The sequence below is a fragment of the Stenotrophomonas sp. CFBP 13725 genome (assembly GCF_014841935.1).
GTDB lineage: Bacteria > Pseudomonadota > Gammaproteobacteria > Xanthomonadales > Xanthomonadaceae > Stenotrophomonas.
The window spans coordinates 75,834-98,564 of sequence record NZ_JACYUV010000012.1; the positions used below are offsets into that span (position 1 = coordinate 75,834).

20 protein-coding genes and 1 pseudogene are annotated in these 22,731 nt (G+C 67.2%); 10 read left to right on the forward strand and 11 right to left on the reverse strand.

Translation table 11 applies throughout. The features are described from left to right. The first annotated feature begins 22 nt into the window (after window positions 1-22). A complete protein-coding gene (locus IFT65_RS16175) occupies window positions 23-724 on the forward strand; it encodes an alpha/beta hydrolase (RefSeq protein WP_192082362.1) in 702 nt (233 codons plus the stop codon). A gap of 66 nt (window positions 725-790) precedes the next feature. Here IFT65_RS16175 and dkgB read toward each other — a convergent pair whose 3' ends face one another. Both dkgB and IFT65_RS16185 read right to left on the reverse strand, forming a co-directional pair. Beyond that, entirely contained in the window at window positions 791-1,594 is an 804-nt protein-coding gene (gene dkgB / locus IFT65_RS16180; RefSeq protein WP_192082364.1) for a 2,5-didehydrogluconate reductase DkgB, read from the reverse strand. A gap of 89 nt (window positions 1,595-1,683) precedes the next feature. Beyond that, window positions 1,684-2,898: an MFS transporter gene (locus tag IFT65_RS16185; RefSeq protein WP_192082366.1), complete on the reverse strand. Its 1,215-nt coding sequence runs from the start codon at window positions 2,896-2,898 to the stop codon at window positions 1,684-1,686. A gap of 105 nt (window positions 2,899-3,003) precedes the next feature. Here IFT65_RS16185 and IFT65_RS16190 point away from each other — a divergent pair, with 105 nt between their 5' ends. Next, the gene (locus tag IFT65_RS16190) at window positions 3,004-3,912 is read left to right on the forward strand and encodes a LysR substrate-binding domain-containing protein (protein WP_192082368.1); all 909 of its coding nucleotides are present in this window, start codon (window positions 3,004-3,006) and stop codon (window positions 3,910-3,912) included. A gap of 32 nt (window positions 3,913-3,944) precedes the next feature. On the opposite strand, the gene IFT65_RS16195 is transcribed toward IFT65_RS16190, so the two are convergent. Further along, window positions 3,945-6,068, reverse strand: a complete 2,124-nt coding sequence (locus IFT65_RS16195; RefSeq protein WP_192082370.1) for a methyl-accepting chemotaxis protein — start codon at window positions 6,066-6,068, stop codon at window positions 3,945-3,947. 183 nt (window positions 6,069-6,251) lie between these two features. Here IFT65_RS16195 and IFT65_RS16200 point away from each other — a divergent pair, with 183 nt between their 5' ends. The 3 genes from IFT65_RS16200 to IFT65_RS16210 all read left to right on the forward strand — a co-directional run bounded on the left by IFT65_RS16200 (window position 6,252) and on the right by IFT65_RS16210 (window position 10,358). After that, the gene (locus tag IFT65_RS16200; RefSeq protein WP_192082372.1) at window positions 6,252-6,704 is read left to right on the forward strand and encodes an Rrf2 family transcriptional regulator; all 453 of its coding nucleotides are present in this window, start codon (window positions 6,252-6,254) and stop codon (window positions 6,702-6,704) included. Next, window positions 6,694-7,611: an NAD(P)/FAD-dependent oxidoreductase gene (locus tag IFT65_RS16205; RefSeq protein ID WP_192082374.1), complete on the forward strand. Its 918-nt coding sequence runs from the start codon at window positions 6,694-6,696 to the stop codon at window positions 7,609-7,611. The genes IFT65_RS16200 and IFT65_RS16205 overlap by 11 nt, the downstream gene beginning before the upstream one ends. A 77-nt stretch (window positions 7,612-7,688) precedes the next feature. After that, complete coding sequence (locus IFT65_RS16210; RefSeq protein WP_192082376.1) at window positions 7,689-10,358, forward strand: hypothetical protein; 2,670 nt, start codon at window positions 7,689-7,691, stop codon at window positions 10,356-10,358. Window positions 10,359-10,457: 99 nt separating this feature from the next. On the opposite strand, the gene IFT65_RS16215 is transcribed toward IFT65_RS16210, so the two are convergent. After that, window positions 10,458-11,414: an aldo/keto reductase gene (locus tag IFT65_RS16215; RefSeq protein WP_192082378.1), complete on the reverse strand. Its 957-nt coding sequence runs from the start codon at window positions 11,412-11,414 to the stop codon at window positions 10,458-10,460. Between the two features lie 214 nt (window positions 11,415-11,628). On the opposite strand from IFT65_RS16215, the gene IFT65_RS16220 reads away from it, so the two are divergent. Continuing rightward, window positions 11,629-12,447: a methyltransferase gene (locus IFT65_RS16220; RefSeq protein WP_249405197.1), complete on the forward strand. Its 819-nt coding sequence runs from the start codon at window positions 11,629-11,631 to the stop codon at window positions 12,445-12,447. A 186-nt stretch (window positions 12,448-12,633) separates the two neighbouring features. Next, window positions 12,634-13,173 carry a pseudouridine synthase gene (locus IFT65_RS16225; RefSeq protein ID WP_192082382.1) on the forward strand — a complete coding sequence of 180 codons (540 nt, stop codon included), beginning with the start codon at window positions 12,634-12,636 and terminating at the stop codon, window positions 13,171-13,173. A gap of 94 nt (window positions 13,174-13,267) precedes the next feature. Here IFT65_RS16225 and IFT65_RS16230 read toward each other — a convergent pair whose 3' ends face one another. Beyond that, window positions 13,268-13,669, reverse strand: coding sequence for a hypothetical protein (locus IFT65_RS16230; protein WP_188325382.1), 402 nt, complete (start codon window positions 13,667-13,669; stop codon window positions 13,268-13,270). 128 nt (window positions 13,670-13,797) lie between these two features. Continuing rightward, the gene (gene hrpB / locus IFT65_RS16235) at window positions 13,798-16,305 is read right to left on the reverse strand and encodes an ATP-dependent helicase HrpB (RefSeq protein ID WP_192082384.1); all 2,508 of its coding nucleotides are present in this window, start codon (window positions 16,303-16,305) and stop codon (window positions 13,798-13,800) included. Between the two features lie 67 nt (window positions 16,306-16,372). Between hrpB and IFT65_RS16240 the strand changes: the two genes are divergently transcribed. Beyond that, on the forward strand, window positions 16,373-17,182 hold the full coding sequence (locus tag IFT65_RS16240) for a TatD family hydrolase (protein WP_192082386.1): 810 nt from the start codon (window positions 16,373-16,375) through the stop codon (window positions 17,180-17,182). 31 nt (window positions 17,183-17,213) lie between these two features. On the opposite strand, the gene IFT65_RS16245 is transcribed toward IFT65_RS16240, so the two are convergent. Together IFT65_RS16245 and panE are read right to left on the reverse strand one after the other, a co-directional pair. After that, complete coding sequence (locus IFT65_RS16245) at window positions 17,214-18,107, reverse strand: NAD(P)H-binding protein (RefSeq protein ID WP_192082388.1); 894 nt, start codon at window positions 18,105-18,107, stop codon at window positions 17,214-17,216. 5 nt (window positions 18,108-18,112) lie between these two features. Next, on the reverse strand, window positions 18,113-19,051 hold the full coding sequence (gene panE / locus IFT65_RS16250; protein WP_192082390.1) for a 2-dehydropantoate 2-reductase: 939 nt from the start codon (window positions 19,049-19,051) through the stop codon (window positions 18,113-18,115). Between the two features lie 292 nt (window positions 19,052-19,343). Here panE and IFT65_RS16255 point away from each other — a divergent pair, with 292 nt between their 5' ends. Continuing rightward, entirely contained in the window at window positions 19,344-19,787 is a 444-nt protein-coding gene (locus IFT65_RS16255; protein WP_192082392.1) for a CPBP family glutamic-type intramembrane protease, read from the forward strand. Window position 19,788: 1 nt separating this feature from the next. Here IFT65_RS16255 and IFT65_RS18930 read toward each other — a convergent pair. The 3 genes and pseudogenes from IFT65_RS18930 to IFT65_RS16265 form a co-directional block, all read right to left on the reverse strand. Continuing rightward, a pseudogene (locus IFT65_RS18930) lies at window positions 19,789-19,887 on the reverse strand (DUF3800 domain-containing protein); the annotation flags it as partial. A 4-nt stretch (window positions 19,888-19,891) separates the two neighbouring features. Then, window positions 19,892-20,692, reverse strand: a complete 801-nt coding sequence (locus tag IFT65_RS16260) for an ABC transporter permease (protein ID WP_188325377.1) — start codon at window positions 20,690-20,692, stop codon at window positions 19,892-19,894. Continuing rightward, complete coding sequence (locus IFT65_RS16265; RefSeq protein ID WP_192082394.1) at window positions 20,689-21,636, reverse strand: ABC transporter ATP-binding protein; 948 nt, start codon at window positions 21,634-21,636, stop codon at window positions 20,689-20,691. The genes IFT65_RS16260 and IFT65_RS16265 overlap by 4 nt, the downstream gene beginning before the upstream one ends. 103 nt (window positions 21,637-21,739) lie before the next feature. On the opposite strand from IFT65_RS16265, the gene IFT65_RS16270 reads away from it, so the two are divergent. Next, the gene (locus tag IFT65_RS16270) at window positions 21,740-22,489 is read left to right on the forward strand and encodes an FAD-binding oxidoreductase (RefSeq protein WP_192082396.1); all 750 of its coding nucleotides are present in this window, start codon (window positions 21,740-21,742) and stop codon (window positions 22,487-22,489) included. Window positions 22,490-22,731 lie beyond the last annotated feature (242 nt).

The following is a 22,731-nucleotide window of genomic DNA, read 5'->3' on the forward strand; positions in this document are numbered from 1 at the left end:
GCGGACCGGCGATAATGCACGAATGACCGAACGCATCCCGCTGCTGCTGCTCCCCGGCCTGCTCAATGATGCAGAGCTGTGGCGCGACCAGTTGACCGCACTCGAGGATATCGCGGCGTGCAACGTCGGCGATCTGACCCGGGGCGATACGATGCAGGCGGTGACCGACGCCGTACTGGCGCAGGCGCCACCGCGTTTTGCACTGGCCGGATTCTCGATGGGCGGTTTTGTCGCCCAACAGATTGTTCGCACTGCACCCGAGCGTGTTCTCCGGCTGGCCCTGATCGGCACCTCGATTCGTGCTGATTCGCCCGAACGCGCTGCGCAGCGCGCAACGCAGGTGGCCAGCGTGCGTCTTCCGGGCCGGTTCAATGGGTTCGGTGACACGCTGATGCGCAGTTACATCGATGCCTCGCGGCTGGATGACGAGGCGCTGGTACAGCGCGTGCGGGCGATGACGGCCCGGCTGGGCGCGGAGGTGTTCCTGCAGCAGAGCGCGCTGCAGCGGGTGGACGGGCACGATGTGCTGTCCGGCTATCAGGACCCGTTGTTGATCGTCTGTGGGGCGAATGACCGCATCACCCCCGTGTCGATCAGCGAGGAAATGCAAGCGCTGGTGCCGCATTCCACGCTGGTCGTCGTGCCTGGCAGCGGGCATCTGGTGCCGATGGAGAAACCGGCCGAGGTCAGCGCGGCGCTGCGCGCGTGGTTGCTGCGGGACTGACGCAATCCGCCGAGCATGGCTCGGCGCTACCAAAGCGCGACAAAGGGGCCCGCCGAACCGGCTCGATCAGTCCCACGCCGGGGCGATGCCCTCGGGATTGGCGAGTCGATGACCGCGGTCCAGTTTGGCGATCTGCGCCAGGTCCTCGTCGGTCAGCCGCAGGCGGGCCGCTTCCAGGTTGCCGGCCAGGTTCGCGCGCTTGGTCGAAGACGGGATCACCGCGAAGCCCTGCTGCAGGGCCCAGGCCAGCGCGACCTGGGCAGCCGTCGCCTGATGGCGCCCTGCGATGGCCTGGATCACCGGATCCTTGATCACCTCACCGTAGGCCAGGCTCATGTACGCGGTGATGTGGATGCCCTGTTCCTGCAGGAACGGCACCAGCAGGCGGTTCTGCAGGTAAGGATGGATCTCCACCTGATTGGTCGCGATCTGGTCCGCACCGAGGATGCCGATGGCGCGGCGGGTCTGGGCGATGGTGAAGTTGGAGATGCCGATGGCGCGCGTCAACCCGCGCGCCTTCGCGTCAGCGAGGGCGGGCAGGTAGGTCTCCATCGGCACCGCGTCGTCCGGCGACGGCCAGTGGATCAGGGTCAGGTCGACCCGATCGGTGCGCAGCTTCTGCACGCTGGCCTCCAGGCTGGCGATCAGCGCATCGGGCTGGAACTCGCTGATCCAGATCTTGGTGGTCAGGTACACGTCATCGCGCGACACATCGGATTCGGCGAGCGCCTGACCGACCTCCGCTTCATTGCCGTAGATCTGCGCGGTATCGATGGCGCGGTAGCCGACGTCGAGTGCGTTGCGCACCGAATCGATCACCGCTTGGCCTTTCAGGCGGAAGGTGCCGAGGCCGAGAGCAGGAAGGGTCATGGGGGAGGACTCCAGCAGGGGATGGAAAGAGGGTAGGGCAGGGGGTGTGTGCATGCGGGCAACGCTGCGTCGTGGCAGCGGGATGGTGCTCAATGCGCGGCCACGGCAATGCCGTTGGCCTGCTCATCGATGCCATCACGTCGATCCAGGCGGCCGCTCAGCGCCGTCAACCCGAGCGCGCCCAGGACCACCACGGCCCCCAACCAGGGCGTGTGCATCAAGCCGACGTGTTCCACCACCAGGCCGCCCAGCGAGGCGCCGAGGGCGATACCGATGTTGAAGGCGGCGATGTTCAGGCCGGAAGCCACATCCGTTGCCTGCGGTGCGTAACGCTGCGCCTGCTTGACCACGTAGACCTGCAGGCCGGGCACGTTGCCGAACGCCACCGCACCCAGTGCCAGCACGGTCAGCAGGACCAGCCAGGTGTTGTACGCGGTGAACGTCAGCACCAGCAGCACCAGCGCAAGCAGCGCGAAGATTCGCTTCAGCGCGGGAATCGGGCCCAGCCGGTCGGCCAGTCGGCCGCCCCACACATTGCCGAATGCCACCGAGATGCCATACACCAGCAGTACGCCGCTCACGGCATTGGCCGAGAAGCCGGTGACATCCTGCAGGATCGGGGCGAGATAGGTGAAGGAAAGGAACGTGCCGCCGTAGCCCAGCGCGGTCATGGCGTACACCAGCAGCAGGCGCGGCTGTGCCAGCACCCCCAGTTGTTGCCGGAACGTCGCCGGCGCGCTCTGTGCCAGGTTGCGTGGGACGAACAACAGGCTGCCCAGCAGGGCCACGACACCCAGCGCGGAGACCGCAAGGAACGTCGCACGCCATCCCATGTGCTGGCCGATGAAGGTGCCCAGCGGCACGCCGGTCACCAGGGCGACAGTCAGGCCGGTGAACATGATCGCGATCGCGCTGGCGGCCTTCTCCTTCGGCACGACCGAGGTGGCGATGATCGAGCCGATGGAGAAGAACACGCCATGCGCCAGGCCCGTGAGGATGCGCGCGACGATCAGTGAGCTGTAACCGGGGGCCAGGAAGGCGACCAGGTTGCCAAGGGTGAACACCACCATCAGGGCGACCAGGAGGGTTTTGCGCGGTACGCGGCCGGTGAGCGCGGTAAGCACCGGGGCACCGATCGCTACCCCCAATGCGTAGAGGGACACCAACAGGCCTGCCGAGGGCAGGCTGACCTGCAGGTCGGCGGCGATGGTGGGCAGCAGCCCGACAATGACGAACTCCGTGGTGCCGATGGCAAAGGCGCCGAGAGTCAAAGCCAGAAGGGCGAGGGGAATGCCACGGGTCATGACAGGGTCCAGCGAGGAGGAAGGAGCGCAGTCTGCGCCGCGTACCTTTGCGCCGGAAGCCATCTTCACGCCAATCACTCTTGCGCCATGGTCAATAATGGCTCCATGAAGACGACCCTTGATGAGATGCAGGCGCTGCTGGCGGTCATCGACTGCGGCACCCTCAGTGCGGCAGCGGAGCAGCTCGGCCAGACCACGTCAGGGGTAAGCCGCGCACTGGCGCGCCTGGAACAAAAGCTCGGCACCACGCTGCTGACCCGCACGACGCGGCGGCTGCACCTGACCGCCGAAGGCGAGGCATTCGTACGCCAGGCGCGGCACATCGTGGAGGCGGTGGAGACGGCCGAAGAGCAGATGGCGCTGCGTCGCCAGCGTCCGGCCGGCCGCCTGCGCGTGGACGCGGCGATGCCCTTCGTGCTGCATGTCATCGCCCCCTTGGTGGCCCGCTATCGCGATCAGTTCCCCGACGTCGCCCTGGAGGTCAACAGCTCGGAGCGCTACATCGATCTGTTGGAACGACGAACCGACCTGGCCATCCGCATCGGCCCACTGGCCGACTCGACCCTGCATGCACGCCTGCTGGGCCGGTGCAGGTTGCAGCTGGTGGCGGGCCCGGGATATCTGCAGCGACACGGCATGCCGGACAGCCTATCGGCCCTGCAGGGGCATACCCTGCTGGGATTCAACGAGCCTGAATCGCTCAACCGTTGGCCAGTGCCCGGTGATGATGAGGGGCAGCTGCGGATCCGCCCGGACATCGCCGCGTCGAGCGGCGAAACGTTGCGCCGGCTGGCGGTGGAAGGCGCCGGCATCACCTGCCTGTCCGATTTCCTGACCCACAGCGACCGCGCTGCCGGCAGCCTGGTACCGGTGTTGTCGGCGCAGACCCTTGATGTCTTCCAGCCCATCCACGCGGTGTACTACCGCAACACGGCGGTGTCAGCGCGCGTACGCTCGTTCCTGGACGTGCTGGCCGCGGAAATGCAACGGGCGCCGTTCGTGCCCGTTGCCTGACCCCTCCGTACGACCAGCAGACGCGATGGCCGTTATGCGGTGGCCATCGGACGACGCGCCGCATCCAGCGTGAACACGCCGACCGCGTCCGTCAGCCGCGCTGCCTGCTGCTCCATGCTGCGGGCGGCGGCCGAGGCCTCTTCCACCAGTGCGGCATTCTGCTGGGTCGCACCGTCCATCTGCACGATGGTCTGGTTGACCTGTTCGATGCCGGCACTCTGTTCCTGGGACGCTGCGGAGATGTCAGCCATGATGTCGGTGACCCGCTGCACCGATGCGACGATGTCGCCCATCGTGGCGCCGGCCTGACGCACCAGTGCGGACCCCTCGGCCACGGTGTCCACCGAGGTCGCGATCAGGTCTTTGATCTCCTTCGCGGCGGCAGCGGAGCGTTGTGCCAGCGTGCGTACTTCGCTGGCCACCACCGCGAAGCCGCGACCCTGGTCACCGGCGCGCGCGGCTTCCACGGCTGCGTTCAACGCCAGGATGTTGGTCTGGAACGCGATGCCGTCGATCACCGTGATGATATCGGCGATGCGCCGCGAAGCGGCTTCGATGCCGCTCATCGTGGCCACTACCTGGCCAACGACATCGCCGCCCTCCGAGGCGACCGTCGCGGCGCGGTGTGCCAGTTCGTTCGCCGTGCGCGCATGGTCAGCGTTCTGGCGAACGGTGGACGTCAGCTCCTCCATCGAGGCGGCGGTTTCTTCCAGATTGGCCGCCTGCTGTTCGGTGCGCTGCGATAGATCGTTGTTGCCGGTGGCGATCTCGGCGGCCGCATCCTGCACGCTGTTCGCCACCTGCTTGATGTCGGCGACTATGGTGGCCAGCTGCGCCGCCGTCGTGTTGGCATCGCCGGCGATGCGCGCGAACACGCCGTGGAATTCGCCATGCATGCGCGCACGCAGGTCACCATCGGCGATGGCGCGCAGCATGGTCGACACCTGGCCCAGATTGCCATCGGTCACCTGCATCAACTGGTTGAGGCCAGCGACCATGTCGGCGAAGTCATGATCGAAGCGTGCCACGTCGCCCCGCTGGCTGAAGTCGCCCGACGCCGCGGCACCGGCAAGCTGCTTGATCTGCGCATTGATCGCGCCCAGATTCACCTTCGCCCGATCCAGCGTATCGGTGATCACCTGCTTTTCGCCCGGCAGGCGGTCCATGTCTTCGGACAGGTCACCCACCGCGTAGCGGCTGACGATGTCGATCACCCGCATCTTCACCTGGATATGGGCCGCAACCAGTGCGTTGCAGTCGGCGACCATGCGCCCATACGCGCCGGGGAAGGCGTCGGCCTGCATGCGGTAGCTGATCTGCCCGGCGTCGTGGGTACGGGCCATCTCCGCCTGCGCGGCCAGCACGCCACGCAGCGTGCTCTGCACGTCCTGCATCGCCTTGGCCAGTCGACCGATTTCGTCATTGCCCTGCACCGGTACCCGGTAATCAAGGTCGCCGGCCGCCACCGCGCGTGCGGCCGCTTCCATCGCCGCCACCGGGCGCACCACGGCGCGGCGCAGCCACCAGGCCAAGGCAAGCAGCAGCAACAGTGCGGCAATGACGGTCACGACGGCGCTGGTTACCAGAAGTTCGCGCGCATCCGTAGCGCGCTGGGCGATGGCCGCATCGGCGACCTTTGCGGTATGTGCGGCGAGCGCATCCAGCGCCTGGGCCAAAGGCCGGTCGCGCCCGCGCACCGGCGCATCGCCGGCAGCCGGGTCGTAACCGGATGCAATGTAGGCCTGGAGTGCACTCTGGTAGTCGCGCTCCAGCGTGTCCTGATCGGCCATGAAGGCGGCCACCTGTTCGCGGGTCGTCGCATCTTCAGCACGGCCAACGGTGGCCGCCAGATCGCGCACCTTGCGGCCTTCTTCGACCAGCGCAGCCGTGTGCTTCTCGCGCAGCGCATCGTCGCTGCCGCGCAGCAGCACGTTCTTCCATTCCTGCACCTGCAGGCGGAACTCGCGCTGCAGCTTCTCCGCATCGCGGTTCACCGCATAAGAGGCAGGCATCGCGGTACCCAGGTCAAACCAGGCCGACGCCAGGCCGGCCAGGGCACTGGCGACCAGGAGCAACAGGCCCAGCGCCGTGGCACCGACCAGCTTGAACTGGATGCCACGCGCAGGGAGGGAGGAAGCCGGGCTGGCGGTGCGCATGAGCTGTCTGATCCGGGAAGGGAATTTCGGTATCGGTCAAACAGCGCCGCGCTTAAGTGCCAATTCGGTCACGGTTCGTGTTGCATTCAATGAGATGAAAGCTTCGTGATAGCGCTTGAGTCTGCGTCTATGGAACGAATCAAGACCATAGACATCAGCATTAAATGTAACTATTGTAGTTACATGAAAGCCGCCAACCCATTGTCCGACGCCCTGCACGTCATGGCCCATCTGGTGGGCCAGACCATGCCGATGACCTCCACGCAGCTGGCCACGTGCCTTCCCACCCATCCGGTGGTGATCCGGCGGCTGCTTTCGCAGATGCAGCAGGCAGGCCTGGTGCACAGCGCGCGCGGCCACGGCGGCGGCAGCCTGCTGGCCCGACCGCCCGCAACGATCTCGCTGCATGACATCTACCTTGCCGTCGGCGCGCCCTCACTGGTGCAGGGCCAGGTGCAGCACGAGGGCATCGGCTGCCCGATCCGCCAGCTCGTCGAGCAGGCGCTGCACGAAGGCGCCGTGCAGGCACAACGCCTGCTGGAAGCGCGCCTGCGCTCGACCACGCTTGACACGCTGGGGGCGGAATTCGCCCGCCACCTGCAGCACCACCACCACGGAGCGCACCATGCAGACTGAAGTCATCATCGTTGGCGGTAGCTTCGCCGGCCTGTCCGCCGCGCTCATGCTCGCCCGTGCCCGCCGCGATGTGCTGGTGATCGATGCTGGCAAGCCGCGCAATCGCTTTGCCAGCCATTCGCATGGCGTGCTGGGGATGGATGGCATCGCCGGCAGCGACCTGCTGAAGACCGCGCGCCAGCAATTGCTCGATTACCCCAGCGTGCGCTGGCTCAGCGGTGAAGCGGTGGAGGCTGCCGTCGGCGCCGACGGCGTGCAGGTGGGCTTGGCAGACGGCACCCTCGCCACCGCGCGCAAGCTGCTGCTTGCGACGGGCATCAGTGACCAACTGCCCGACATCCCCGGCCTGGCCGAGCGCTGGGGAAGCACCGTGCTGCACTGCCCCTACTGCCATGGCTACGAAGTAGGCGGCGGGGCGATCGGCGTACTGGGTGGCGTGGAGGGTGCTGCCGCAAAGGCGGCGTTGCTGGCCGACTGGGGCACGATCACGTTCTTCAGCCAGGGCCTGCCGATCACCGACGACGAGGCGGCCAGCCTGCAGCAGCGCGGCGTTCAGATCGAAACCACGCCGGTGGTCGCCGTGCAGGGCGAGCAACTGAAATGGCTCGAACTGGTCCTGGCCGACGGCCGATACAGCGCGCAGCGGGCACTGTTCGCCCCTGCACTGCAGGCCATGGCAACGCCGCTGGTCGAGCAACTGGGCTGCCGGTTGGTCGACAGCCCGCTGGGCGTACTGATCGACGTCGATGCGCAGAAGCAGACCAGTGTCCCGGGCGTCTATGCCGCCGGGGACGCTAGCGTGATCGGCAACATCACCCTGGCCAGCGCCGAGGGCGTGCGTGCCGGCGTCGGCATCCACCATGCCTTGGTAACCGAAGACAGCCGGCCCCGCCACACCGCCGGCTGACGCGCGCGATTCCTGGTGGTCCGCTGCCGCGTCAGCGAGCACCATCATCGTCAGTTGATCGACGGCAGGGTTCCCCCATGCGTTCCGAAGCACCGCTGGCGCAGGCCCGCTGCGCTTCGCAGATGACCTTCAGCGTCTCTTGCGCGTTGCACGACGGGCTGGGCGGTCTGGCAGGACGTGCGGTCTCCGGCGTCGGCAACCTGCCGCTGCCGGTGCTGCCCGCCGCGCTGCAGAACGAAATGCGCGCGGTGTTGCACGGCGCAGGCCGCGAACTGATCCACTGGGGAACCGTGCTCGGTTTCTCCCGTGCCGTGCAGCAGGCTGAACGGCTGATTCCCGGTGTCAGTCTGCCCTACCAGGCGTATCAGCTGTTCTCGGCGCTGTCTGCGGCCGGCAGGGGACAGATACTGAGCGCGCTGCAGCAGCTGCCGTTCTCCGCGCTGGTGCCTGCGCAGGTGCTCCAGGCGCTGGCGGAGAGCCTGCGCCGAATCACGGGAGAACGGCTGCCGGCGCACGGCGACATCGCACCGATCGTGCTGGGCCTGGCCGTCTGTGCGCTGCTGTGTGCCAGCCAACGCCCCGCCATGTCGCCGCCGCAGACGGCCCCCGGACGCGCGCTGGTGGCGGGCATCGGCTGGCTGCGTGTGCTCGCAGGCCTGCATGCTGCACTGCCGCCTGCCACCGCGTCTGGCCGCACACGGGCCGCCGGCAGGACGGTCGCGTTCGTCCCTGCACACCACAACGCCACCGGCCTGCTGCGCGTCGGAACGACGGGCTGGCCTGCCCTTCCGTCGCTGGCAGGGGGGCGGGCCGCGCCGACATGGACCGAGGCAAGTGCCTGGCCGCTGCAGGGCGTCGAGGCCGGCGTAGCGAAGGTCAAGGTGAAAGTACCGGTAAAGCTACCGCGACCGGCGTCGCAGGCGGGTAGCGGCCGGACCGGTGCGGCTGCGCCTCCGGGCCGCAGCCGGACCACCCACCACCGCCGGTGGCATGCGCGGCCGGATGGCCGCTTGGGCAGCGACGGCCGCGGCGCGGTCGATCCTCAGCTTCCGCCGTGGCGCCCGCAGGGCGTCGTCGGCCAACAGCCCCCGCACGCAAAGGAAAGCACGGCAGTGGCCAAGCAGGCGATCGCCCATGGCACGAAGTCAGGCCATCCCGCCATGAACCGCAACGCGCGCCTCACCCCTGCGCCGCCGTCCGCCGGCCTGCGGGCCATCCTGCCGACCAACGCCAGCATGCCGCTGGCACCACCCGATACCGCCGCGCCACCCGCCGAGCCATCAGGCGAGCCCCTTTCCTGCCTGCGCTTCCACGACATCGACGAGGCGCGCCTGCAGGTTGGCAAGATGCGCTTCCTGCCGCTGCAGCCGGCTTTCTGCGTGCCGCCCGACACGCGCGCGGACTTCCTGGATGGGTTCGACGCCGCGCCCTCGTCACGCGACGCGGCGGCAAGCTGGATGAAGTTCCATGCGGTGCACGAGGACCTGGCCGCCGCGCAGCGCCGCGCCGGGGCCAGCAAGTACTTCGGCTTGGGCCAGATCGAACGTGCCGAGCCACGCGACGCCACCGCGCTCGGTGACGATGCGCTGTACGCGCTGATGACGGTATCGGTGCTCAAGGATGGCGAGCTTCAGCGGCGCCAGGTCACGTCTGCGCAGGTGCTTGCCCGCAACAGCTTCCGCCTGCTGCAGCACCGCGCGCCGTCCGGCCTGCAGAAAACGTTTCTTGTGTTTTTCATCAACGCGGCCGCTTCGCCGTGTCGGGGGGCGCGGGCGGGTTTCCTGGAGGTGACCGCGGCGGCCGATGGCGAGTACGCCGTGCACGATGAAGTCGCAGGGTTCGGCCTGTCGGGCAGCTCGCTCGATGCGCTGGTGGAAGGTGCGCAGAAGATGTCCGGCTGCCGTTTCGAGGCGACGCCCTTGCCGGCCGCTGGGTCCAGCGGGAGTGAAGAGGCCGACCTGGCCGTGCCCGCGCGCCACCTCTTCGTTCGCGAGCAGTCCACATGGTGCGGCAATGCGCGCTACATGCCGCAGGTGCTGAACGACGATCTGCCCTTCTTCATCGCCAGGAGCGTGCACGTGCCGGGGCAGGCCGACCCGACCATCCTCTACCGGAACAGCTTTTCATTGGGCACTGACATCCTGGTGCACATGGACGAGCATGGCCAGGTGGGCGCGCTACCGCTGCAACTCTCAACGTCGGTGCCGGGAAGGGTGATGCTGAGGTCGCCGGAGAGTGCCGTCACCCGTCGCCTCATGGGTCTGCACGACCTGCACGACGGCGATCAATACCTGCTTCTGGACCTGATCGAGCGGTTTGAACGCGGCGGCATGAGCTGGATTCCCGGCGCCATGGCCGCCCCCTGCCGACAGCAGGACGACGTCGAGGTGAGCGGGCAAGCCATCGCCTGCGCTCTGATGCCCGCCACTACCGACAGGCCGGCATCACCCCCTGCGCCGCCGCCCCGATCCCTCTTTGTATGGGCGGATGATGAGGTCCGCTACGTGGATCACGATGGAACACCGGGCACGCTTTACTTCCTGCGCAGCGGCATGAGAGCGCGCAATCTGGTGCTCGCGCCAGAGAACGATGAGGACACCCTTGACTTCGCGCGACGCAATGACCTGCGGCCCCACACGCGATACGCCGAAGATGAAGTGCTCTGGCTGCTGAAAGGCGAAGGCTTCGAGCGCATCCGTGCGGAGACCTCAGCGGACGCCGATGACCAATCGCAGGAGACGGCCTGATGGTCATGATCGAGATCGCCGCCATTCAACCCCGCTACGAGGAACCAGCATGAGCCACGCACCGGTTCGCCTGCGGTGCGATGGCCTGCAGCGGGCGTTTCAGCCCTGCGCGCTGGCCTGCTCCAGCTCGGCGACATCCTGTGCGGACAAGGCAACGCGGGCCGCCGCCAGCACGTCGTGCAGCTGCTCCACACTGGTCGCACTGACGATCGGCGCGGTGATCGACGGACGTGCGATCAGCCACGCCAGTGCCACCTGGGATGCCGTCGCGGCATGTCGACTGGCAATGTCATCCAGCGCCGTCAGGATGCGTTGGCCGCGCGGATTGAGATACTTCTCAACCACGCTCTTGCCACGGGCAGGGCTCTTGGCGGCATCCTCGGCGCGGCGGTACTTGCCACTGAGGAAACCACTGGCCAGTGAGTAATAGCTGATCACCCCGATCTGTTCGCGCTCCACCAGCGCTTCCAGTTCCGATTCGTAGCCGACCCGGTCGTACAGGTTGTACTCCGGCTGCAGGCTTTCATAACGGGGCAGGTGGTAGTTCGCCGAGACCTCCAGGGCGTCCGCAAGGCGCGATGCACTGTAGTTGGAGGCACCGATCGCATGCACTTTGCCCTGCTCGATCAACCGGGCGAACGCACCCAGCGTGGATTCCAGCGGTGTGGACTCGTCATCCTCGTGCGCCTGGTACAGGTCGATGTGATCGGTCTGCAGGCGGCGCAGGGAGTCTTCCACCGCGGCATTGATGTTGTCCGGGGACAGACCGGGACGCTCGGACCACTTCGCCACCTTGGTGGCCAGCACGACGTTGTCGCGCTTGCCGCTGCGGGCGAACCACCTGCCGATCAGTGTCTCCGACTCACCGCCCTGGTTGCCGGGCACCCACGCGGAATAGGCATCGGCGGTATCGACCAGATTGAACCCTGCATCGACGAACGCATCCAGCAGGGCGAAGGTCTGCTTCTCATCCGCACTCCATCCGAATACATTGCCGCCGAACGCGATGGGATGCACCTGCAGGCCGGAGCGGCCGAGTTCGCGGGTTGCTGTCATGCGAAGGTCTCCTGGATAACCGAGCATCCAGCATAGATCGTGTTGCATGACCGCGCTGCGGCAGTGACCACAAAACTGTGTTGCGCACGCGTGCGCCGCGATAACGCTATGTGAACACCATGGGCGCCTCGGCTGCTAGTCTGCGCCCACCATCCGCGGGAGCCGATCCATGAAAACCCTGTTGAACGCATCTGCCTGTTGCCTTGCCCTGGCCATGGTGCTCGCCGCACCGGCGCACGCCCTGTCGCCTGTTGCCAACCCCGGCGCAGCGGATATGCAGGCATCCCCGGCGATCGAGGCGGCGGTGAAGTCCGCTACGCGCGATCCGGCCAACATCACCCGCGACGCCTACCGCCATCCGGCGCAGACGCTGTCGTTCTTCAAGGTGACGCCGACCAGCACCGTCATCGAAATCACCCCGGGCAACGGCTGGTACAGCGAGATCCTGGCGCCGCTGGTGCGCCAGCAGGGCCAGTACGTGGCCGCCGTCGTGGATCCGATGTCCGTACCGGAAGGACGTGGACGGGACTACCAGCAGCGCAGCCGCGAGGGCCTGCAGAAAAAGTTCGGCGCCGCGCCGGCGCAGTTCGACAAGGCATCCGAGGTCGCTTACAACCCGGCCGCCCCGGTGTTCGGCAAGCCGGGTTCGGCCGACGTGGTGCTGACCTTCCGCAACGTGCACAACTGGCGCAAGTCGGGCCAGGCGCCTGGCATGTTCAAGGGCTTCTACGAGGTACTGAAGCCGGGTGGCGTGCTGGGCGTGGTGGAGCACCGTGCGAAGGCCGACGTCGGTGATGACGATGACACCGGCTATGTGGGACAGCAGCAGGTGATCGCCATGGCCAAGGCCGCAGGGTTCACGCTGGACGCGAGCAGCGAGATCAACGCCAACCCGCGCGACACCAAGGATCATCCCAACGGCGTGTGGACCTTGCCACCGTCCAACAACCATGATGCCGCCGACGCCGCGAAGTACAAGGCAATCGGTGAGAGCGACCGCATGACGCTGCGCTTCATCAAGCCGCGTAGCTGATCCAGGGTGACGCGATGTGGCGGGTGCCTTGCACGGGCACCCGCGGCACTCCGCCGGCAGGCCCTGTGACGGATGGGACGGCATGCGTCAGACTTGACGTACTTTCCTCCTGCCACGCCTGCCCGGTGGATGTGCTGTCCGTCCGGGCACGCATCGCACTGCCGGCCAGGACCGAGCCCTGCACCGATGGCCCTGATCCTTTTCAACAAACCTTTCAACGTGCTCTGCCAGTTCACTGACCGCAGCGTACCGCCGCGCCCGACCCTCGCCGGGTTCGGCCTGCCGCCGCAGGTATATGCCGCCGGTCGCCTGGACCATGACAGTGAAGGCCTGCTGCTGCTGACCGACGATGGTGGCCTGGCGCATCGGTTGACCGACCCACGGCACAAGGCCGACAAGACCTACTGGGTGCAGGTGGAAGGGGAGCCGACCGACGACCAGCTCGACCAGTTGCGGCGTGGCGTGGTGCTCAATGATGGCCCGTCGCTACCTGCCAGCGCCGTATCCATACCCACCCCCACCCTGTGGCCGCGCGATCCGCCGGTACGTTTCCGCAAGAGCGTGCCCGACGCGTGGCTGGCCGTGACCCTGCGCGAAGGGCGCAACCGTCAGGTTCGTCGGATGACCGCAGCGGTCGGTCTGCCCACCCTGCGGCTGGTGCGGGTGGCCATTGGGCCGTATCGGCTGGATGACCTGCAGCCTGGCCAATGGCGGCAGGTGGACTGACGCGCAAATGACGAAGGGCGCGGTTTTCACCACGCCCTTCGTCACTGCGATGTTGCGGACAACGGGAGGCGGATCATCGATCCACCCCGTCGGCTCAGGCATCGCTGCCGATATCGCTGTGCTCGTCCACCACCGTGTTGGCACGACGGTCACGGGCGGCCACGCGCTTGGCCTGGCTGTTGACGACATGACCGCCTTCCAGCTTCTTCTTCTGCTGCTTGCGGTACAGCGCATAGCCCAGCAGGCCCACGCCCACCGCTGCTGCCGCGATCGTCACCGCGGGGTTACGGCGCACGGCCTTGGTCGCGATCCGGCCACCGGTCTTTACGGCACCCAGCGCGGCGCCGGTCTTCAGCCAATCTGCAGCGGTCGGCCCGAAATGACGCAGGCTGCCGCCCAGGTTGCCGCCTGCGTGCTTGATGCCGTCGCCGGCGCTGTGGGCCAGGTCAAGGGCGCGTTCCAGTGCACGGTCGGTGATTACGGTCAGTCTGCTCATGTAGGGTCCTTTGCCTCGGGTCGGACTCCAGTGTCGCGCGGTCGCTGTAAACGGCATGTCAGGCAAGCGGGCCGATGGCGTGACTCCATGGCCGCCATTCAGGAATCCCGCACCTCCTGATGACTGGGTTACGTTCCGCGGGGTTTGGCGCGGTGCGTTGCCGTGGCCGTCCACGGGTCCTCCGGCCAGGGATGCCGGGGATACCGTCCCTTCATCTCCTTTTTCACCTCGGCATAGGTGTTCGCCCAGAAGTTGCGCAGATCCTGGGTGACCTGCAGCGGACGTCCGCCCGGCGACAGCAGATGCAGGGTAAGGGCGACACGGTTGTCGGCCATCCGTGGCGTATCTGCCAAGCCAAACAGCTCCTGCAGCTTCACCGCCAGCACCGGGGGCACGGGTTCACCGGTCTCGCTGTCCAGGGCGTAGCTGATCGCGCGCTCCTGCCCGGACGGCACACGGATGCGGGTTGGTGCATGGCGCTCCACCAGCTGGCGCTGCGACCAGTCCATCGGCGTTTTCAGTGCCTCGCCAAAGCTGGCTTCATCCAGCGCATCCAGCCGGGTCTTACCGCGGAAGGCAGGCTGCAGCCACGTGGCGCGACTGGCCAGCAGCGCGGCATCGCCGACATCCGGCAAGCCGAGCTCGGGCATCCAGCGGCGCAGCCCCTGCACGCGCGCCTGCCATTGGCGCAGGCCGTCGGTCCACGGCAGGGCCTGCAGCCCGAGTTCGGCCACCGCCTCGGTCAGCGCGGCGGCGGCATGGGCGGGATCGACGCGCCCCGCCGACCGGCTGTCGAAGACGATGCGGTCGAAACGGCTTTCCCGCAGCGCGACCAGCGCGCGTCGATCGGCGTCCCAGCGCACGATGTCCTCGGTGACGAAGCCCGCCGGAAACGCACGGCGCAGGTACTGCTCATCCACCGGTGCAGCGCGCAGCAGCAACGCATCACCGCGTGCCTCGAAGCGCAGCTCGCTGGCCACCAGCCACGGCTCGCCGCGCAGGTCGCTGAGTTCGTGCAGGCGCGCGCTGCGGCCGTTGGCCAGCAGGTAACGCAGCGGGTCGTTGGGATGTCGGTACGCGATGCGGTCGGGGAACGCATGGGCCAGCAGGTCGCCCAGTTGATGCGCTTCGATGCTGGTGGGCGGCACGGCATTGCAGCGCAGGCGTCGGCGCCATTGCTTCGCGGCCGCATCGATGGCGGCCAGCCCACTGCGGTTCGCGTCGTGGGGCGCGCGGCCGGCGCGGAATGCGGCCAAGGCACGCCAGCGCGCGGCCAGCCCGTCACCGCCCTGGCGCAGCGGATCGCGCGCCTCCAGCAGCGCGGCGACGTCGGCAGCCAGCGCCTGCTCGCCTGCCGTATCGGCCGCCAGCAGCATCGAGGCCAATCGCGGGTGTGTGCCCAATGCCAGGATGCGACGGCCCTGCGCCGTGATCGCGTTGCCGGACGACAACGCCCCCAGGCGCTGCAGCAGCTCCCGCGCGGCGGCCAACGGTCCGGCCGGCGGCGCGTCGACGAAGCGCAGGTCGCTGCTGCCCCACGCCGCCAGCTCCAGCGCCAGGCCGGCCAGTTCCACCTGTTCGATCTCCGCCCGGCGCTGGGGCTCCAGCCGCTGCGACTGCGGCCACAGCCGCCACGCCCAGCCGCTGGCGACGCGACCGGCGCGACCGGCGCGCTGATCGGCCGAGGCCTGCGCGATGTGCACCACGTCCAGACGGGTGAAGCCGCTGTTGGGATCGTACTGCGGCTCGCGTGCGAGGCCGCTGTCGATCACCACGCGCACCCCGGGCAGGGTGACCGATGATTCGGCTACGTTGGTGGCCAGCACCACGCGTCGTCGGCCATCGGTGGCGGGCTGCAGCACGCGCCCTTGTTGTTCCACCGGCAGCTCACCGTGCAGCGGCAGCACCTCGGTGCCGTTGTCCACGCTGTCCTGCAGACCCGCCAGTACGCGCTGGATTTCGCGCTGTCCGGGCAGGAACACCAGCACATCGCCGGGATGGCTGGCCAACGCCTGCTGCACCGCGCGGCGGACCTGCAGTTCCAGCAGTTCGTCGCGGCGTGCCGGGAAATGGCTGACCTCCACCGGAAAGCTGCGCCCCTCGCTGGACAGACGCGGCGCATCGAGGAACTGGGCAAGCCGTTCGCCATCCAGCGTTGCCGACATCACCACCAGGCGCAGGTCTTCGCGCAGCTGTGCCTGCACATCCAGCGCCAGCGCCAGGCCCAGGTCACCACTGAGATGCCGCTCATGAAATTCGTCGAACAGGATCGCGCCGACGCCCTCCAGCATCGGGTCGTCCTGCAGCATGCGGGTCAGGATGCCCTCGGTCACCACCTCGATGCGCGTCCGCGCCGACACTTTGTTGTCGAAGCGGATGCGGTAGCCCACCATGTCACCGACGTCCTCGCCGCGCTGGCGCGCCATGAACTGCGCGGCACTGCGCGCCGCGACGCGGCGCGGCTCCAGCAGGATGATCTTCCTGCCCTGCAGCCACGGGGCATCAAGCAGCGCCAGCGGTACCTGGGTGGTCTTGCCGGCCCCGGGGGGGGCCTCCAGCACCAGCCGGGGGTGCACCGCCAGCGCATCCAGCACCTGCGGCAACAGCGACGAAATCGGGAAGTGCGGGGTACTCATCCTGCAAGGATAAGGGCGCACGGGGCCATGGGTACAATGGCGCGGCGTTTTCCCCACAGCGATGACCATGCAACTGATCGATATCGGCGCCAACCTGACCCATGACTCCTTCGACCGTGACCGCGATGCCGTGCTGGCGCGTGCGCGCGAGGCGGGCGTGGCACAGATGGTCATCACCGGTGCCAGCCGCGAGCACTCGCCGCTGGCCCTGCAGCTGGCCCGCCAGCATCCCGGTTTCCTGTACGCCACGGCCGGCGTGCATCCCCACCATGCGGTGGAATACACCGACGAATGCGATGCCGAGATGCGCGCGCTGCACGCGCACGCCGAGGTCGTGGCCGTGGGCGAGTGCGGGCTGGATTACTTCCGCGATTTCGCACCGCGCCCGGCGCAGCACCGCGCCTTCGAGCGGCAGCTGCAGCTGGCCTCGGAGGTCAGCGCTGCGGACGGCGGACGCAAGCCGCTGTTCCTGCATCAGCGTGATGCGCACGACGATTTCATGGCGCAGATGAAGAACTTCGAGGGCCGCATCGGCGCGGCGGTAGTGCACTGCTTCACCGGCGAACGCCAGGAAATGTTCGACTACCTGGACCAGGACTGGTACATCGGCATCACCGGCTGGCTGTGCGACGAGCGCCGTGGCGCGCACCTGCGCGATCTGGTCAAGCACATCCCGGCCAATCGCTTGATGATTGAAACCGACGCGCCCTACCTTCTGCCGCGTTCACTGAAGCCGATGCCGAAGGACCGTCGCAACGAGCCGATGTATCTGGCCCACATCGTCGAAGAACTTGCGCGGGATCGCGGTGAAGCGGTGGAGGTCGTCGCAGCGAATGCCACGGCGGCCGCGCGGACGTTCTTCCGCTTGCCGGGGTGATGGCGGAGGTTCCGCCGAGCGTGGCGGGGCGTTACTGACGCCCGTCGCCGTGCGCCCACGCGTCCTGCAGCCCTTCCCGGTAGCTGGGGAAACAGGGTTGCCACTGCAACAGAGCGCGTGTTTCGCGGCTGTCGATGCGCTTGTTGCTTTCGTAGAAGCGGCGCAGCGTCGGGCTGACCGAGGCATCGTCCCACGCCTGCGCCGGCGGCATGGCCCGCCCGCTCAGGCGTGCGGCGTAGGCCAGCACGTCCTGGGGTGGGGAAGGTTCATCGTCCGCAGGCAGGTACAACGTATGCCCGCTTGGCTGCCGCAACGCTGCGATGATGACGGCGGCCAGATCTTCGATGTGCAGACGGTTGAACACCAGCCCCGGTCGCAGCACCTGCCGTGCGCGGCCTTCGGCCAGCTGCACCAGTGCATTGCGGCCGCGCCCATACAACGCAGGCAGGCGGAATACCGCCGAATCGAGCGTGCGCGCGGTGGCCAACGCCTGCCACTGCGCTTCAGCACGCAGTCGGTGCAGCGCAGCGCTGCTGCGGCCATCGGCCTCGGACCGCGCGTCGACCCAGCCGCCATCGCGGTTGGCATACACGCCCGTCGATGACAGATAACCGACCCAGCGCAGGGCCGAACTGGCCTGCAGGGCATCGTGGAGCACGCGCAGCGCCGGGTCGCCGTCGGCATCGGGCGGCACGCTGCTCAGCACGGCGTCGGCCTGATCCACGGCGGCCAGCAGCGCCGCGTCCGGATCACGGCCAGCGACCAGCGCATGGCGGGTCAACCCGTCCAGCGGTGCTTCTGTAGGATTGCGCACCGTGCCGCTGACCTGTACCCCAAGCGAGTGCAGCCGCGTGGCCAGCAACCGCCCGCTGTAGCCCATGCCCAGGATCAGCACCCGGCGGGGCAGGGCGCGCACGTCGTGCATCGCCGTCAGCCTGCGCGCTCGGCCTGATAGGCCTGTAGCTGCGCGTACGCCTCTGCCAGCAGGGGCGCGGGCTGGCCGAAGGCCTGTGCACGCGCCACCATGTCGCCCACGATGTGATCGGCTTCCACCTGCTGTCCGGCTTCCAGGTCACGCAGCATCGACGCCTTCAGGGCGGAGCCCGGCTGGGTCAACGCGCCCAGTGCGGTCTCCTGCGCGGCGGCAGGGATCGGCTCACCGGACGCCTCGGCGACCGCCACGCACTCGGCGTACAGGCCACGCAGAAACGCATCGCCGCCATCGCCGGCCACGATCGTGCCGATGTCGGCGCGTCGCAGGCAGGTGGCCGCCGCCAACGCGGTCAGGAAGGTGTACTTGATCCACTGCTCCTGGGCGATATCCTCGCTCGCGACATGGTCCACGTCGGCCTGCACACAGGCCGCCGCCAGCGCCAGCACGCGCGCACTGAGCCCGACGTCGTCGCGCTCGCCGAAGGTAAGCTTCGCGGCCTTGGCCAGGTGCCGTATGGCGCCGTCTTCATCCTTGGTGGCGCTGATGAAGCACAGGCCGCCCAGCACCGCATCGCGGCCGAAGCGTGCATCCAGCGCGGCGTAATGGCGCAGGCCGTTGAGGATCGGCAGCACGCTGGCGCGCGTGCCGACCGCCGGCGCGATGGCCTCGATCGCACTGTCCAGGTCGTAGGCCTTGCAGCTCAGCACCACCAGGTCGAAGGAGCGCTCGGCGACCAGCGCCGGCAGGGTCTCGGCGGTGACGTGCTGTACCGGGAACGCGGCATCGCCCAGCGGGCTGCGGATCACCAGCCCGTCGCGCTGCAGCTGGGCTGCACGCGCCGGGCGCACCAGGAAGGTGACGTCCACGCCGGCCTGGGCCAGGCGTCCGCCGAAATAGCCGCCCGTACCACCGGCGCCGAGGATCAGGATGCGCATCTGCAGGTCACTCCAGGTTCGGGAAACATGAATATTATTGGCTGGCCTATTGTGCACGCAGCCGTGTTGCTATGATGAAGCCTGGATCGGGGATTCCCGGTCGGCATTGGGCCTCGGCGGATTCGCTGGGGCCTTCTGCTTTTCAGGGGAAGCATTTGACGCCGTAGCCGTGGCAACCGGCTTGTGCATCCCGGTCGAGTTTGGTGGCTATGGCAGAAGTCGCTGTAATCATCCTTCTTTTGCAATTGCGGGGTGCGAGGACTTGGCTGCGAGACTGGACATCCGGAAATTGGTGTTAATCGCTATTCTTTTGGCGCCGATTTCTTTTGCAGCCTCAAGTGGAATAGTTTCCGCAATTGAATTTCTGTTCGCGCACACGCTTCCCGAAGGGGGTTGGCGCAGCGTGGAAGACGGTATTACTGTAGGCGCAATGATTTATGGGCTTACAGTAGCTCCTGTATTGGAGAATCTGCTTCTCCTTGGCGCACTGCTTGTCGTGAAGAGGCTGATCGTCAGCGACGTGATGGCCTCCTTGATTACCGCACTCTTGGCTGCCTCAGCTCACATGTTGCTTTCGGGGCAAATAGCCTATGCAGCGGTAATTCCTGGATTCTTTGTCATGTCAATGTTGGCGCTTTCCCCACAGACAAGGTCTGAGGGCTACTGGATATCGGTAGTTCACCACATCGCGATCAACAGCCTGTCTGTAGCGAGCATCCTCATACGACACGTTTAGGACAACAGGACAGCACGAACAACGGGTACCCGTCATCCATGCTGTCCATGCCATGGTCGCCACTTTCATCGACAAATACGATGTAGTCGCTGAACCGCATCACGTCAGCTCCGCAGGCCGACGCCCCGGCGCAGCAGCCACAGGGCCACGAAGGTCAGCGCGACCACGAAGCCGATCATCAACGCATAGGCCACCCACAGCGGCACATCGCTGGTACCCAGCAGGCCGTAACGGAACGCGTTGACCATGTAGAAGATCGGGTTGGCATGCGTGGCGGCTTCGGCCCAGCCCGGCAGCAGCTTCACCGAATAGAACACGCCACCCAGGTAGGTCAGCGGGGTCAGGATGAAGGTTGGCACGATGGCCACGTCATCGAACTTCTTCGCGTACACGGCATTGATGAAGCCGGCCAGCGAGAAGATCGTCGCGCCCAACAGCACCGTGGTCAGCGTCACCAGCGGATGCGGGATGCGCACGGGGGTGAAGAACATGGCGATGATCAGCACGATCACGCCCACCATCAGCCCGCGCAGCACCGCACCGGCCACATAGCCCCACAGGATCACCCAGTTCGGCATCGGACTGACCAGCAGCTCTTCCACGTGGCGGCCGAACTTGGCGCCGAAGAACGACGAGCTGATGTTGCCGTAGCTGTTCTGGATCACGCTCATCATCACCAGGCCCGGCACGATGAACTGCATGTAGCTGTAGCCGCCCATCTCCCCGACGCGCGAGCCGATCAGGCCGCCGAAGATCAGGAAATACAGGGTCATGGTGATTGCCGGCGGCACCAGGGTCTGGCCCCAGATGCGCAGGATGCGCGCCACTTCGCGGCGGACCACGGTGGCCAGCGCGATGCGGTTGCGTTGCCCGTCGGTCAGTACGGGGGTCGGGGTGGTGCTCATGCCACGTTCTCCTGGTTGCCGGTGAGCCGTACGAACAGCTCTTCCAGGCGGTTGCTCTTGGTGCGCATGGATCGCACGCGGATACCCGACGCATTGAGTGCGGCGAACACGCGGTTGAGGTCCATCGCCCGTGGCATGTCGATGTCCAGCGTGTGGCCGTCGGTGGCGGTCAGCGTCGCACCCTCGATCTGCGGCAGCTCCGCCGGCAGCACGCCGTCGATGTCGAACAGGAAGCCTTCCACGTCCAGCTTGGCCAGCAGTTCACGCATCGGGCCCTGGGTGACGATCTGGCCGTGGTTGATGATGGCCAGGTTGCGGCACAGGTGCTCGGCTTCTTCCAGATAGTGGGTGGTGAGGATGATGGTGGTACCGGCGACGTTGATCTCCTGCAGCACCCGCCACATGTCGCGGCGGATCTCGATGTCCACGCCGGCGGTCGGCTCGTCCAGGATCAGCAGGCGCGGGCGGGTCATCATCGCGCGGGCGATCATCAGCCTGCGCTTCATGCCGCCGGACAGGGTGCGGCTCATCACCTGTGCCTTGCCCCACAGATGGGCGCGCTTGAGCTCTTCCTCGGCGCGCTTTTCCGCTTCGGCCCGGTCCACGCCGTAGAAGCCGGCGTAGTTCACCAGGATGTCGAACGGCTTTTCGAACAGGTTGAAGTTGATCTCCTGCGGGACCAGGCCGATCAGCCGCATCGAGGCACTGCGCTCACGCACCAGGTCGGTGCCGAACACCTCCACCTGGCCATCGCTGAGATTCACCAGCGAGCTGACGATGCCGATCAGGGTCGACTTGCCGGCGCCGTTCGGGCCCAACAGGGCGAAGAAGTCGCCCGGGGCCACTTCCAGGGAAACGCCCTTCAGCGCCACGGTGCCGTTGTCGTAGGTCTTGCGCAGGTCGCGCACGCGCAGGGCGGGCGCGTTGTTGTTCAGGGAAGCCAAGCTCGAAGCCTTTGCGCCGGCAGGTGGCGCATGGAGGGGTTCAGGGGGGGCTATTATAGATCCCCCCACGGGCTCGCCCCGGCTACACACTGTTCCCATCGCCGTGCCTGTCCAATTTCCCATCAAGCTGGTCGACCGCCGCATGCTGGCGCCCACCGTCGGCCATTACCAGTTCCTCCGCGATGACGGCCAGCCGCTGGATTTCCAGCCCGGCCAGTTCATCCAGGTCCACTTCCAGTACGCCGATGGCACCGAGACCAAGCGCAGCTACTCGCTGGCGACGATCCACGACCATGCCCTCGGGCCGGGCGAGGCGGTGGATATCGCGGTGAGTTTCGTGCCCGGCGGGGCCGCCACCGCCCTGTTCGAGGGCCTGGATATCGGCGGCCGGCTCAGCGCCAGTGGTCCATACGGCCGGTTCTGCCTGCAGCCGGGTGACCATAACGGCCGCTACCTGCTGATCGCCACCGGCACCGGCGTCACCCCGTACCGCTCCATGCTGCCCCTGCTGGCAACGGCGATGGCCGAGCGCGGGGTGAAGGTCGTGCTGCTTCAGGGTGCGCGGACGCCGGCCGAGCTGCTGTACAGCGAGGATTTCGACGCCTTCGCGGCGGCGCACCCGAACTTCCGCTATGTGCCGTGCCTGTCGCGCGAGTTGCCGGCTGCGCCGGGGCCGGACGTGCGCCATGGCTATGTGCAGCAGCAGCTGGCGGACATCGCGCCGGATGCGGCCACGGACATCGCCTACCTGTGCGGCAACCCGGACATGGTGGACACCTGTGTCGACGCGCTGAAGGCAGCCGGCCTGGGCAACCCGCAGATCCGCCGCGAGAAATACGTTTCCAGCAAGTAGGTCGGCGAACGGGTGAGACCCCCTCGCGGGTGGCTGCTGCGAAAAGCGGATTACGTGTTGGGGGCCGGGCGGTGGGGCTGGTCGGGGGACGGCAAAAACTGCGTCCTGCGTGCCTCGTTTCGTGCCATCCATGGCACTCAACGCCCCCGCCCCGCCCCACCGCCCGGCCCCCTGACAGGTTCAGTGGCCGCCAGCCGCGTAGTAAAAAAGAGAAAAGCGGTAGCGCCGACCCATGGTCGGCG